The 14,199-nt window shown below is 65.1% G+C and carries 11 protein-coding genes; 9 read left to right on the top strand and 2 right to left on the bottom strand.

From position 1 onward, the window contains the following. Positions 1 to 172: 172 nt before the first annotated feature. Complete coding sequence (locus G4L39_RS05280; RefSeq protein ID WP_205880802.1) at positions 173 to 1,177, bottom strand: putative Ig domain-containing protein; 1,005 nt, start codon at positions 1,175 to 1,177, stop codon at positions 173 to 175. Positions 1,178 to 1,476: 299 nt separating this feature from the next. On the opposite strand from G4L39_RS05280, the gene G4L39_RS05275 reads away from it, so the two are divergent. From G4L39_RS05275 to G4L39_RS05250, 6 genes are all read left to right on the top strand, one after another. After that, entirely contained in the window at positions 1,477 to 1,872 is a 396-nt protein-coding gene (locus G4L39_RS05275; protein WP_165106477.1) for an NADH-quinone oxidoreductase subunit A, read from the top strand. A gap of 60 nt (positions 1,873 to 1,932) precedes the next feature. Next, a complete protein-coding gene (locus G4L39_RS05270) occupies positions 1,933 to 3,369 on the top strand; it encodes a phosphoglucomutase/phosphomannomutase family protein (protein WP_165106475.1) in 1,437 nt (478 codons plus the stop codon). Between the two features lie 210 nt (positions 3,370 to 3,579). Continuing rightward, complete coding sequence (locus G4L39_RS05265; RefSeq protein WP_165106473.1) at positions 3,580 to 4,236, top strand: (2Fe-2S)-binding protein; 657 nt, start codon at positions 3,580 to 3,582, stop codon at positions 4,234 to 4,236. Beyond that, positions 4,229 to 6,313 carry a xanthine dehydrogenase family protein molybdopterin-binding subunit gene (locus tag G4L39_RS05260; RefSeq protein ID WP_165106472.1) on the top strand — a complete coding sequence of 695 codons (2,085 nt, stop codon included), beginning with the start codon at positions 4,229 to 4,231 and terminating at the stop codon, positions 6,311 to 6,313. Before G4L39_RS05265 ends, G4L39_RS05260 begins: the two co-directional genes overlap by 8 nt. Positions 6,314 to 6,318: 5 nt before the next feature. Further along, the gene (locus G4L39_RS05255) at positions 6,319 to 7,281 is read left to right on the top strand and encodes an FAD binding domain-containing protein (RefSeq protein ID WP_165106470.1); all 963 of its coding nucleotides are present in this window, start codon (positions 6,319 to 6,321) and stop codon (positions 7,279 to 7,281) included. Positions 7,282 to 7,288: 7 nt separating this feature from the next. Next, entirely contained in the window at positions 7,289 to 7,489 is a 201-nt protein-coding gene (locus G4L39_RS05250; protein ID WP_165106469.1) for a hypothetical protein, read from the top strand. Between the two features lie 288 nt (positions 7,490 to 7,777). On the opposite strand, the gene G4L39_RS05245 is transcribed toward G4L39_RS05250, so the two are convergent. Beyond that, entirely contained in the window at positions 7,778 to 8,740 is a 963-nt protein-coding gene (locus G4L39_RS05245) for a ketose-bisphosphate aldolase (protein WP_165106467.1), read from the bottom strand. A 242-nt stretch (positions 8,741 to 8,982) separates the two neighbouring features. On the opposite strand from G4L39_RS05245, the gene G4L39_RS05240 reads away from it, so the two are divergent. The 3 genes from G4L39_RS05240 to dinB form a co-directional block, all read left to right on the top strand. Further along, complete coding sequence (locus G4L39_RS05240) at positions 8,983 to 9,483, top strand: hypothetical protein (RefSeq protein WP_165106465.1); 501 nt, start codon at positions 8,983 to 8,985, stop codon at positions 9,481 to 9,483. An 801-nt stretch (positions 9,484 to 10,284) separates the two neighbouring features. Beyond that, entirely contained in the window at positions 10,285 to 10,917 is a 633-nt protein-coding gene (gene lexA / locus G4L39_RS05235) for a transcriptional repressor LexA (RefSeq protein WP_165106463.1), read from the top strand. Between the two features lie 159 nt (positions 10,918 to 11,076). Beyond that, a partial coding sequence (gene dinB, locus G4L39_RS05230; RefSeq protein WP_165106461.1) for a DNA polymerase IV occupies positions 11,077 to 14,199 on the top strand: 3,123 nt, incomplete at its 3' end.

The raw sequence follows: 14,199 nt of genomic DNA, 5'->3' as shown, positions 1-14,199 counted from the left end.
CCCCGTCAGGCGAGACCCGCCCCACGCGCCCGCCACCCCCAAACCGTCAAACCCGGTCGGCCCCCCACCGAGCCCCACCAGCCCGGCACACGAACAACCCCCGGCCTTGGCCGGTCCCAAAACCTTCCCCACCGCCGCCGCACCTCAACCCAACCCACCGCACCGCAGCCCCTCAGGGACTCCACCGAACCCTGAGCCGGCCAAACCGCGCCGGCACCTCCAACCGGCTCCTTGTGTCCCGGAACGTCACGATCTTCCAACCGTCCCAGGGCACCGGATCACTAACCAGCCGTTCAGCAACCGTCACGCTGCCAAACGTCAGGTCCGGTGACAGTTCCAGATCCACCACCAGTTGCGGATCGTCATCCCGCACCTGCACACTCCAGGTCAACCGCCCCTCGGGATCGAATCCGGGTACAGCCCACAACGGCAAGTTGGGCCGCCGGGGATCCGTACCCATCGCATACTCGGCCGCATTGCTGAGTCCGTCTCCGTCAGCATCCGCCTCCGGCGCTGCCAGGGCCGCCTCTCCCGGCAGCGCAAAATGCAGCCGTTGCCAACCCTCAAACCGCGACACCACCTGCAACGTCCACGTCAACCGCGCACTCTGGGCCGGCGACCCATTGTCCCGCACCTCCACCGTCACCGTCACCGGCCCCGCATCGCCCTCCGACGGAACCCCTGTCACCAAGCCCTGTGTGGACACCGTCAGCCACGTGGGCCCCTCCACCTTGACAAATGCCAACCCCTGACATGCGTTGGGGTCCACCGCCGTCGCCTGAAACTCGTACGGCAACCCCTTGACCGCCTCCGTCAACGGCGCCCCCACAAACACCGGCGCCGCGTTGGTCTGCCGACTTGAAGCCGATCCCGGATTGCTCACCATCGCACCCGGCAAGGGCTGCCCGTCGCCGTCCGGGTCCCCGAGCTCCTCGCCGTTGCAGTACCCGTCGCCATCCGAATCCTCCGCCGCCAAGCCGGGCCCCCAAAACGGTACCGGGGCCGATGAACCCCCAATGATCTGGAACACCCGGTTCCCAAACGGATTCCGCGCCCCGCCGCCTGACGGACTGATATGACAGTTCGCACACCCGAACACCCGACCGTTGGGCAACTGGTTCACCCGAAAATCTCGCGCCACCAACCCAACCGCCGACGCCAACCAACCACCCAACACCAGAACCCAACCAACCCTGCAAACCCCCGACCCCACCCCAACGGTCGCGCTTCCATGATCATGAGAATTGGGAAATCTCAGGTTTAGCACGACTGGATTGTGAAACGCCGGGGCGCGCCGGTCAAGACGTCCCAATCCACCAAACACCGCCCCATGCACCCCACGTGCACGGCCCGTACATCGGGCGGCCGGCGCCCGTGCCGACCCCATGCCCGTCTCCTCCACCCCTCCGCCAGCGAAAAATCCTCCGGCTGGCGCACTTGCCACCCACCCGGTCCAACCGGTAGGATCCAACGCCGATGCAAACCGCGTCGCAACTCCAACAGTACTGGGGTGTCCTGGTCCTGCTGGCCCTGGCCGTCACGGCCGTCGGCGGAATGATCGTCCTGTCGTTCCTCCTGGGCAAACGCGCCCGGCGCACCCGGATCAAGGACACACCCTACGAATGCGGCATGATCCCGGCCGGAACCGCCCCCGGCCGGCTCAGCATCCGCTTCTACCTCGTGGCCGTGCTTTTCCTGCTGTTCGACATTGAGGTGGTTTTCCTCTACCCGTGGGCCGTCGTGTACCGTGAAATGCTGGCCGAACCCGCCACCCGTGCCCTGGTTTTCGGCGGTATCCTGCCCTTTCTGGCCCTGCTGGGAATCGGCCTCCTCTACGAGATCAAAAAGCGCGGGTTCGACTGGCAAACCTGAGCCACGAACGGAAACCTTTCAGCCCATCCATCAGCAAACCTCTCCCAACTGCAACCCGCCATGGCCACCCCCATCAAATTCGGTACCAGCGGTTGGCGCGGCATCATCGCCCAGGACTTCACCTTCGACAACGTGCGTCTGGCCACCCGCGGCATCGCCGATTATCTCCTGGCCGAACGCCAGCGCGCCGATTCACCCCTGCGCGAGCGTCCCCCCATCGTGATCCTGGCGTACGACACGCGGTTCCTGGGCCGGGAGTTCGCCCTGGCTGCCGCCGAAGTCCTCGCCCACGCCGGCCTCAAACCCCTGCTCTGCAATCGTGACACCCCCACACCCGTCGTCGCCCACGCCATCCGCACCCGCCGCGCCCTCGGCGGCATCAACTTCACCGCCAGCCATAATCCGGCCGAGTACCAGGGCCTCAAGTTCTCGCCCTGCAACGGCGCCCCTGCCCCGCCCGAGGTCACCCAACAAATCGAACAGGCCATCGCAAGGCGCCAGGCCGAAGGTTGGTCGTTCCAGGGCTCCGTCATCGGCACGTACACATGCCCCACCTTCGACCCGCAACCGGCCTACTTCCGGCAGGTGCGCAAGCTGGTCAACCTCGAGGTCATCGGACGCCGTCGGTTGAAGGTCGCCGTCAACGTCTGCCACGGTACCGGCCGCGGTTACCTCGACACCCTCCTGCGCGAAGCCGGTGCCCGCGTCCTCGTACTGAACGAAAAGCCCGACCCCCTCTTCGGCGGGCATCATCCCGAGCCGGACGCCACGGGCATGGCCGAGGTCAGCCGGCTCGTGCGCGCCGGAAAGGCCCGGCTCGGCCTGGGCACCGACGGCGACGCCGACCGGTTCGGTGTGGTGGATGCCGATGGACGCTGGCTCACCCCCAATCAGGTGCTCGTCCTTACCCTCTACCACCTCGTCAAACACCGGGGCTGGAAAGGCAGCGTCGTCCGCACCGTCCCCACCAGCCACCAGGTGGATGCCGTCGCCGCCCTGTACGGCATCCGGGTCCACGAGACACCCGTCGGCTTCAAATACATCGGCGCCCTCATGGAACAGGAGCCGGTCATCGTCGGCGGCGAGGAATCGGGCGGCCTCAGCATCCGCGGGCACGTGCCCGAAAAGGACGGAATCCTGGCCTGCCTGCTCATGGCCGAGTTGGTCGCCACGGAAAACCGGCCTCTGGGCCGGATCCTGGCCGACCTCGAGAAACAAACCGGCCCCTTCCATACCGAGCGCCTCAACATCCGCATCGTTCCGGAGCAAAAAGAGGCCATTCTGCAACGGCTCGCAGCCGGACTCGACCGGATCGGGCCCTTCAAGGTCCAGCAATTCATCACCACCGACGGCTACAAGTTCATCCTCCCCAACCAGGAATGGGTCGCTTTCCGTGCCAGCGGCACCGAACCCATGGTCCGGTGCTACATCGAAGCCCGTTCCGAGCGCAACCTGGCCCGCCTCAGAAAAGCCTGTCAGGAACTGCTCAAACTGTGACCCTGACCCGGGCGGAAACAACCCGGCAAACCCACGGGCACCCTTCCCGCAACCCAAAAGACCGCAGCCGCCGTTGCCGGTGCCGGCCCGCCGTGGCTCTCGCAACTGCGCCCACCCCAAAGGCCGTCTGTTCCCGTGAAATTTGTCTCCTTGACAATCCCCTTACGCCGAACTAACAACGGCCCAGAAGAAAAGGCTACCGTTCCGACCATGAAAGAATTCGACACACCCGCCAGCAGCCGGCTTTCCCGCCGTGACTTTTTCAAAGGTTTGGGTACGACCGCCCTGGCAGCGGCCGCCACCCAGGCCGAATCAGTCGCCCAAGAACTGCAAAAACTCAACGCGGAAAAGGTCCTTGGACCCGGTCCGGTTCCCATTACGCTCAAGGTCAACGGCAAAACCCATCAACTGCAGCTCGAGCCCCGCGTCACGTTGCTCGACGCCCTGCGAAATCATCTCGGCCTGACCGGCCCGAAGGAGGGCTGCGACCGGGCCTCGTGCGGCGCTTGCACCGTCTGGCTCGACGGCATGACGATTTACGCCTGCCAGAAACTGGCGATCGATGCCCAGGGCCACGAAATCACCACCGTGGAAGGCCTCACCCCGGATGGACGGTTGACCCCGGTCCAACGGGCCTTCGTGGAACGTGACGCCCTGCAATGTGGCTACTGTACCCCCGGCTTCGTCATGAGCGTGTCGGCTTTGTTGCGGAAAAACCCGAGACCCACCGCGGACGACGTGCGTCATTTCTGCGCCGGCAACCTCTGCCGGTGCGGTACACATCCGCGGATCCTGGAGGCTGCCCTGGTCGCGGCAGGCCTGCCGCCCGTTACCACCACCCGCACGGAGGTGATCAACCATGTCTGAATGGCCCTCCCCAACCAAGGTCATCGGCACACGCGTACCCCGCGTGGACGGCCCGGCCAAGGTCACCGGTCAGGCCCGTTATTCGTCCGACATCCAGTTGCCCGGCCTGTTGATCGGCATGATCCTGCGGTCGCCCTGGCCGGCCGCACGTATCCAGCGCATCAACCTTGACAAGGCCCGCAAGATGCCCGGCATCAAGGCCGTCGTGGCCGTGCAGGAGGGGCCGCGCATCGTGCGTTTTTATGGCGAGGAACTCGCCGCCGTGGCCGGCGTAAGCCGGGAAGCTTGTGAGGAGGCGCTCCGCGCCATCGAGGTCGAGGCCGAGCCGCTGCCGTTCGTCGTCCGTGAAGAGGACGCCAAAAAGGCCGACGCCCCGCGCGTGTGGGAGCAGGCGCCCAACATGCCCCCGCCCCGTGTTCATGAGGAGGGCAATGTCGACGCTGCACTGGCCGAATGTGACGTCGTCATCGAAGGTTTCTACACCACCTCGGTCCAGTTGCACCATCCCATGGAAACCCACGGGGGCACGGTGAAATGGGATGACGAGGGCGTCACCGCCTGGATTTCCACCCAGGGGATCTTCAGCGTCCGGGACGGTCTGGCCGGCGCCCTCCGCCTCGACCAAAACAAGGTCCGCGCCATCACCGAATACATGGGAGGCGGGTTCGGGTCCAAGTTCGGCCCCGGAGTCGAGGGCGTGCTGGCAGCGCGACTGGCCAGGGAAGCCGGCGCACCCGTACGCCTCATGCTCTCCCGGTTCGAAGAAGCCCTGGCCGTGGGGAATCGGCCCTCCAGCTTCCAACGCATCAAACTCGGGGCCAAGGCCGACGGCACCCTTCACGTATTCGATTACGAAAACTACGGCACGGCGGGAGTCGGCGCCGGCCAGGCCACCGAGGGCGGCGGTGGTGGGGCCGACCTTCCCATGCCCTACATCTACCGCGTGCCCCATCGGCGTATCAAACAAACCACCGTCGCCATCAACGCGGGCTCCTCGCGGGCATTCCGTGCCCCGGGCCATCCCGTCGCCTCCTTCGGCATGGAATCGGCCATGGACGACCTGGCGGTCAAACTTGGCATGGACCCGCTGGAGCTGCGCATCAAAAACGACCCCAGCGAAATCCGCCAGCGCGAATACCGCATCGGCGCCGAACGATTCGGTTGGAAGGAAAAATACCGGAAACCCGGCAGTTCGCCCGGTCCGGTCAAGGTGGGGGTCGGCGTGGCCAGCGCCACATGGGGCGGCGGCGGCAGCCGACAAACCCGCGGCGAAATCCAGATCAACCCCGACGGCACCGTCGAGCTGCGGATGGGCTTTCAGGACATCGGCACCGGCACACGCACCGTGGCCGCCCTGACCGCCGCCGAAATCCTGGGGCTTTCACCCGACCAGATCAGCGTTCGCATCGGCGACACGCTGTACCCGCCCGGCCCGGGCAGCGGCGGCAGCGTCACCTCGGCCTCCGTGGCGCCCACCGTGTATGATGTCTGCACGCGGGCTCTGGAGGAGTTGCAGAAACAAACCGGCCTCCCCGACGTCCGGGGCGAAAACTGGAAGGCCGCCTGCAAGAAACTGGGTGTCACCCCCCTGGTTGTGCAGGGTCGTTGGCGCGAGGGACTCTCGTCCAGCGGCGTCGGCGGCGTGCAGTTCGCTGAAGTGGCCGTGGATACCGAAACCGGCCTGGTCACCGTCAGGAAAATCGTGGTCGTCCAGGACTGCGGCCTCATCGTGGACCCGTTGACCGCCGAAAGCCAGGTCAACGGCGGGGTCATCATGGGCATCGGCGAGGCCCTGTATGAGGAACGCGTCATGGACTGGCAATCCGGCGTCGTTCTGAACGCAAATTTCGAAACGTACAAGCTTCCCGGCCTCGCCGACGTGCCCGAGATCGACATTGTCCTCATCAATATGCCCGAGCGCGGCGTCATCGGCCTGGGCGAGCCGGTGCACATCCCCACCGCCGCGGCCATCGCCAACGCCGTGGCCAACGCCCTGGGGGTCCGGGTCAACAGCCTGCCCATCACCCCCCGAAAAGTCCTCGCCGCTCTCGGCAAAGTCCCCACCGCCAAAGCCTGAACCGCATGAAACCGTTCGAATACGCCAACGCCCTGTCCGCACAAAGCGCCCGGGACCTCCTCGGGCCCCGGGGACATTACCTGGCCGGCGGCAATGACCTGCTCGGCCGGCTCAAAGACGACATCACCGAAGCGTCGCGCCTGGTCAACATCAAGACCATCCCGGGACTGGACCGGATCGAGCCCGGGCCGGATCGCTGGCGCATCGGTGCCCTCGTCACCATCGCGCAGATCGAAGACCACCCGGAAATCAAAAAGGTCTTCCCCGGCCTCCAACAGGCCGCCGCCGAGGTCGGTTCCCAACAAATCCGCAACGTGGCCACCCTCGGCGGCAACCTCGCCCAACATTCCCGTTGCTGGTACTACCGGCACCGCGACATCCAATGCCTCAAAAAACGCGGCCGCATCTGCTACGCCATCGAAGGCGACAACCGGTATCACGCCCTCTTCACCGGCAACGTCTGCATCAGCCCGGTCGTCTCCAACCTCGCCATCGCACTGACCGCCCTGGACGCCACCGCCATCGTCCTGCGCAACGGACAGGAACAACGCATGTCCATGGCCGAACTTTATGAGCTGGCCTGGGACAACCCCACGGCCCATCACTCCCTGCGGCCCGGCGACCTCATCCTCCGGGTGGAAATCCCGGTGGCCCGCCGCCGCAGCGCCTACCTCCAAATCAGTGAAAAACACGCCTTCGATTGGGCCCTGGTAAGCTGCGCCGCCGCCGCCAACCTCGAAAACGGCCGGCTCCGGGACGTCCGCATCGCCCTGGGTTGCATCTCGCCCGTCCCCCACCAGGTCGCCGCCGCCAACCAGTTCCTGGAAGGTAAACCTCTACAGGACGATGTCATCGAACAGGCGGCCGACCTGATCCTGGCCGGCGCACAACCCCAGTCCCACAACGGCTACAAAATCCCCATCGCACGCGCCCTCATCCGCCGAACCCTCCACCAGCTACAAGCCTGATCGCGCCATGAACCGTCTCTGCCAACACCTCCGCACCAAAAAACTCTACATCGAAGCCTCGCCCGACGACGCGTTCGCCGAGTCGGAACCCGGGCAAACCACCCCCTGCCATTTCTGGTGCAACCTGACCCAGACCGTAATCGGACCCGACCAACAGCCGGTCCACAAAAACGCCTGTCAACCGGGCCGGGCCTGCTTCGAAGACTAATCCCCGGTCCGGCCGCCTTCCTGCCGCACCTGCAAGACCGGAAAGCCCAAAAGCCATTCCGGCCACGGTTCATATCCCGAGCGCAGCCCGTCCCGGCGCGCCTCCGCAATTCCCGGGCCCCCCGCACGCGACATCACGAGCCGCGCTCCAACCGCGCACCCGCATACGGAATCCCGTCAACCACCCCGGAAAACGGAGCGGAAATCAGCTCGCAACAAACCCAAAAGGCCCGGGCGCATCCCTCGTCGCCCGGGCCTTGGATCCTCAGGGAAGGAGTCTGCCGGCAAATCAGTCAAACGCGTGCCCGGCACAGCACAACACGTTGCGGACCTTGTGCCGGACCAGCTCCTTGACCATGGCCCGCGCGGGACCGAGATACTTGCGCGGGTCAATCTCCGACGGTTTCTCCCACAAGACCTTCCGGATCCCGGCCGTCAACGCCAGTCGCAGGTCGGTGTCAATGTTCACCTTGGCACAACCCAGCCGGCGCGCCACCTCAATGTCCGCCTCCGGCACGCCGCGGGCATCCTGCAGTTTGCCACCGTACTTGTTGATCTCGTCCACCAGGTACTGCGGCACACTGGAAGCCCCGTGCAGCACCAGCGGATAATCACCCAGGCCGGCATCCATCAGCGCCTTCTTGATCGCCTTGAGCCGTTCCAGGTCCAACCGCTGATCGCCCTTGAACTTGTAGGCGCCGTGACTGTTGCCAATCGCCACCGCCAGGGAGTCGCACCCGGTCAGCTTCACAAACTTCACCGCCTCGTCCGGGTCCGTGTAATGGCCGCTCTTGGAATAGCCGCCGCCCTCCTCACCCTCGTCGAACTGGACACCCACCAGATGCCCCAGCTCGGCCTCCACCACGCAGTTGTGCTTGTGGGCGTATTCCACCACCTTGCGGGTGATCTCCACGTTCTTGTCAAAAGGTTCGTACGAGGCGTCAATCATCACGCTCGTAAACCCTTCGTCGATGCACTGCTTGCAAAGCTCAAAGGAGTCCCCATGGTCCAAATGCACGGCGATGGGGATGTTCGAAAGGCTCACCGCTGCCTCGATCAGCTTCTTCAGGTACACCGGATTCGCATACTGCCGGGCACCCTTGGAAATCTGCAGAATCAACGGCGCCTTCTCCTCCTCGCAGGCCTCCACAATCGCCTGCACCAGCTCCATGTTGTTCACGTTGAAAGCGCCAATGGCGTACTTCCCCTTCAGAGCCTTGGCGAACAGTTCGCGTGTTGTCGTCAGTGGCATATGAATCCCTTCTCAAACCTCAGAATTCCCTTCGGGGCCGACCCGGCGTTCCCGGGCCCGGAACCCCTTTCCCCACATCATACCCCGGGCCCAACCGCCGGGGGAACAAAAAATACAACCCGACCCCGGCCCCTTCATGAGCCCGGCTCCACCAAGACCGCCAACCGATCAAGACTTTTTGCTGGAATCAACCCGGCCTTTCGATTAGCTTGGCCACGGTAGCAGGGACGCGGAGCTGGCCTATGGACATCGTATTCAACTGCCCCAACTGCGATCAGGAACTCGAGGTGGACAGCTCGGCAGCCGGCGCCCAACTCAACTGCCCCGCCTGCCAGGCCCTTATCACCGTGCCCGAACCGGAAACCCCACTGCCCAAGGAGGAAAGTCCGGCCAAGGTCGAACCCACCATCATCAACCCCATCGCAGCCTCCGCCGCAGCCAAACAAGAGCTCCACCTCAAAGTGCCCGTCCGCGAAGGCCCGGGCGAAATCCTCATCCAAAAACCCAAACCACCCCTGGAGGTCGCCGCCAAGGGCGACAAAAAAATCCGCATCAAAACCATCCGACACACCGACTGCATCGAAGTCGGACACGACCGCTTCGATGAAATGGTCACCCAGTTCCTCCAAAAAGTCGGCGAAGACAACATCATCAGCATCACTCCCCTGACCTACACCCACCTGGACATCGGCACCCAGAGACTCCTCACCGATTACGCCGTCATGATCGTTTACCGGGGCTGACCGCGCCGGCACAACACCGCCTCCACGCCCGGAAAAGCTGTCCCCCGAATTCCGCCTCCCCGACCCCGCAGGATCTCAAAAGCGGATTGAACCGCCGCCGGAGTTCACCTCCCTCCCCCGGCACACTCCATAGCCGGCCGGATTTCCCTGGAAACCGCTGGAGCACCACAACAAGAAGCCCCCGCCGCCCCGCCCATCACCGAAACCACACGGTACGCCGACCCGCATCCCCCGAACCGAAACTTCTCCAATGGCCGGCAGGTTCGCAGCAGCCCGGGATTTGACCTCGGGTCGGACCATCCAAAATTTGAAACCTTCGAACCGCAACGACAGGGCACCTCCCCCAAAACCTGCCACCCCTGCAGCGGATGTCCCTCGGACCTGCAACACCACCTGACCCCCACGGGACCATCTCCGCAAAGAAATCATGCCCGATCGGGAAGTTCCACGAAAACACCATGCCCCGGGAAACAGGGGCGAGAAAGGGCAGAACCACTGCGGACGTCGTCCTCCTTCGTTTCCAACAAGGGCCAACAGGAGAACACCCGTTTGGGTGTAACGGGTGTCCCGCCTGCACCGCGCCGGGTCACAACCATCTGGCACATGACGCGTCCCGGGGCACGGCAATCCGAACCAGTACTCGGCCCCACCGGCAAATCCCGTTCATCCCCCGCCTCCAATTTCGCCCGCTCCATGGTCCAGCCGGGTTCCACCATCGCCCCCGGTCTCCCAATCCGCACACATTCCCCGACCTTGACAGGGCCCCGGATCGGAATACTGTACAAGTGAACAGTTGTTCATATGAACAAAAGCTCCGAACTGACTCCGCGACAGCGCGAAATCCTCGAATACCTCGCCGCCGTCCAGCAGGAACGGGGCGTGCCCCCCACCCTGCGGGAAATCGCCGCCCGGTTCGGATTCCGCAGCATGAACGCCGCCGCCGCCCACATCCGCGCCCTGCGCCGAAAAGGTTGGGTGGAAGCCGAGCCCCACCGCGCCCGTACCCTCCGCCTGACCCGGCCCGGCCACGCCCGAAAACCCCTGATCCACATCCCCCTCTACGGCTCCATCCCGGCCGGCTTCGCCGATGACCGCATCCAGGAAGCCCGCGGCTGCATCTCCGTGGATATTGAAACCCTCGGACTGGATCTGCGGCCCAACCCGCGCCTGTTCGCCCTGGAAGTGCGGGGCGACTCGATGATCGGCCGGCACATCCTCGAAGGAGACATCGTCATCCTGGAACACGGTCGCACCCCGCGACCGGGCGATGTGGTCGCCGCCCTCATCGACAACGAAAGCACCCTGAAGACCTTCGTCATGGTCCGTGGCAAACCCTGCCTGCGCGCAGAAAATCCCAAGTACCCCGACCTCATCCCGGCACGGGAACTGGTGATCCAGGGGGTGATGATCGCCCTGATCCGCAAGGTGAAATAGACCTTCCACGTCCCTCCACCCACCATGAACCGCCGGAACGCCAGGTCCAAACCCACCCAAACCCGGGGCTCTCCCCCCGGCCGCAACCGGGAACCGCGCCCCCGGCACGGCACCGACCCGTAACCCCACCCCACCACCCTCCACCACGGGACCGAAGGCATGGAACGGTGGATTGTCCATCTGGATGCCGACGCGTTCTTCGCCTCGGTCGAACAAGCGGCCGATGCGCGGTTGCGGGGCCGGCCCGTCGCCGTGGGCGGCCAACGAAGAGGGATCATCGCCAGCGCCTCCTACGAAGCACGACGCTACGGCATCCACACCCCCATGCCCACCACGCTCGCCCGCCGATTGTGTCCTTCCCTGATCGTCCTGCCCCCCGACTTCGAAAAATACGAGCGATTCTCCCGGTGGATGTTCTCCTACGCCTACGATTTCACGCCGGAAGTGGAACAAACCTCCATCGACGAGGGATACCTGGACCTCACCGCACAACGACGCTGCCCGGCAGTGGAGATCGCCGATCGACTCCGCCGGATCATCCGCGACACCCTCAAACTCACCGTCAGCGAAGGCATCGGCTCCAGCAAACTGGTCAGTCAAATCGCGGCCAAACTCCATAAACCGGCCGCGTTCCACACCGTACCGCCGGGCCGGGAAACACTCTTCCTCCATCCCCTGCCCGTCCATTGGCTGCCGGGCGTGGGCCCCGGCACCGCCGCCCGCCTCCGGGCCGCCGGATTGCGACTCATCCGGGATGTGGCCCTCACCCCGCCCGACCAGCTCACCTGCCTGGTCGGTGCCGCCGCCCTTGAACTCCACCGGTTCGCACGCGGGTGCGACGACCGCCCCATCATCCCCCACAGCCTTCCCCAGCAAAGTTACCAACAACAACACACCTTCGAACGCGATTGCACCGACGAACCCCACGTCCGGGCCATCCTCCGACAAATGGCCGATACCCTGTTCGCTCGAGTCCGATCCGAAAACCGCAGCGTCCGCACCCTCACCGTCAAGGTCACCTACCACGACATGGAAGAAGACCTCGCCTCCGAAAGCCTCGAGGAACCCACCGCCCTGGAAACCGACGTCTACGGCCGGTTGGACAGCCTCCTGCAACGGGCATGGCGACGCCGTGTGGCCCTCCGCAGGATCAGCCTGAAACTAACACGCATCCACGACGGGATCTGGAGCCTCCCACTGCCCCTCACCCCGGACGCAGAACGCCAAACCGCTCAAGCACGCCTGGCCCGCGCCATGGACGCCCTCCGTCAGCAACTGGGACGCCAGGTCCTGATGCGGGGACATGACCTGCACCTCCGCATCCAACCCCACCCTCACGAACCTGCGGCCCGCCCGGACCCGGCCCTCCCCACCCGGGGCCATCCCACCCCCGCACCCGCCATCCCACAACCTTTCCTCCTCTTGAACCGATCCGCACCGCCCTACATCCCCCTCCGGGTCCGAAGTTGCTATTCCTTCCTGGACGCCACCCTCGCCCCGAAAGACATCGTGGCCCTGGCCCAACAATACGATTGCCCGGCCGTGGCCATGGTGGACATCGGCAACCTCCACGGAGCCGTGGCATTCACCGAGGCGGCCCGGGAAGCCGGCATCCAGCCCGTCCTGGGTGTGGAACTCACGGTGGAAGGTGCCCCGCTGATCCTCTACGTCGAATCCGCCCGGGGCTACGCCAACCTGTGCCGAATCCTCTCCGAAGACCTCCCCGACCCCACCGCCCCACCCGGGCCGGACCGCCCTCCAACCCCCGATGACACAACCGAAGAACTGCAGCAGGAAATCCTCGCCGGCACCAGCGTGGCCTCCCGCCAGCGCCGCAACCGATCCCGCAGGGAACTGGAAGGTCGTACCGAGGGGTTGATCGCTGTCGCACCGGATCGTCGTTGTGCCGATCTGTTTCCCGGCCGATTTTACCTCGCAGCCGCCGGCTCCGCCCATCCGGCCCCCGGGGATTCTGAACCCCGGGTCCTTTGCCCGCCCGTCCACTACGGAACCCCCGAAGAACAGGAACTCCACCTCATCCTCCAGTCCATCCGCACCCGTACCCTGTTGCGACAAACCCATCCGGAAAAACACGCCGCACGCCGGTTGCACTTTCGTACCCCGACCGAAATGGATGCCCTGGGACGCAGCCTCCCCCACTGGCGCGCGTTGGGCCGGGAAATCGCCGAGCGGTGCCGGTTCGTCCTGCCCCGAGGTCGGCCCCAGTTCCCCTCCTACATCCCGCCCGACGGCAGCACCCCCGGCGCCTTCCTCCGACAGCTGGTCCAAACAGGGCTCCATGAACGGTACGGCCGGCGCGGAGCCCGCACCCCGGAGGGCAAACGCGTGACCTGGCCGGAATTGCAGGCCCGGGTGGAGGAGGAACTCCAGGTGATCGCCGCCGTGGGATACGAGGAGTATTTCCTGGTGGTATGGGACCTTTTGCAGCAATGCCGCGCCCGGGGCATTGAATGGATCACCCGCGGCAGCGCAGCCGATTCCCTCGTCTGTTACTGCCTCGGCATCAGTAATGTCTGTCCCATCCGGTTCGGCCTGTACTTCCGCCGGTTCCTCAACCTGGAACGCATGCAGATGCACAAACTGCCCGACATCGACGTGGACTTTCCCCATGACCGAAAAGACGAGGTTGTGACATGGTTGCTGACACGCTACGGCCCGCGCCACGCCGCAGTGGTGGGCGGATTCTCCACGTTCCGGGCCCGCGCAGCCGTGGCGGAAGTGGCCAAGGTCCTGGGAGTGGCCGAGGAAACCGTGCGCCGGATCACCGAACGGTTGCCATGGACACTCTCCGGTTTTCACCCGACAACGGAAGACACCCCCGGCCCAACCTCATCCAACTCCACCCCGCCCCTCGAAGAACAACTCCGCACCCTGCCCGAATGCCGGGACCTCCCATTGACCGAAGAACCCTGGCGCACCGCCGTCCGGTGGGGCGCACGCCTGGAAGGATTGCCGCGCCACCCCAAAATGCACCCCTGCGGCGTCGTCCTCTCCCGCCAACCCATGGACGAACTCACCCCCACCTTCCGCTCCGCCAAGGGCTGGCCCACCACCCATTTCGACATGGACGCCGTCGAAACCGTGGGTCTGGTGAAACTGGACATCCTCGCCCAGGCCGGCCTCTCCGTCATGCGCGATGTCCGGCAGAGCCTGGCCGCCCGGGGATTGGAGGTGGACCTCCAACGGTTCACCGTCCGGCGACGCCCCTTCCAACCCACCCGCCCGCATCCCCCCTCCTCCACACCGCCCCCACCCCTGTCC

It is taken from the genome of Limisphaera ngatamarikiensis (genome assembly GCF_011044775.1).
Classification (GTDB): domain Bacteria; phylum Verrucomicrobiota; class Verrucomicrobiia; order Limisphaerales; family Limisphaeraceae; genus Limisphaera; species Limisphaera ngatamarikiensis.
The sequence above is the reverse complement of the archived record's forward strand: the minus strand, read 5'-3'. Positions and strand labels throughout refer to the sequence as shown.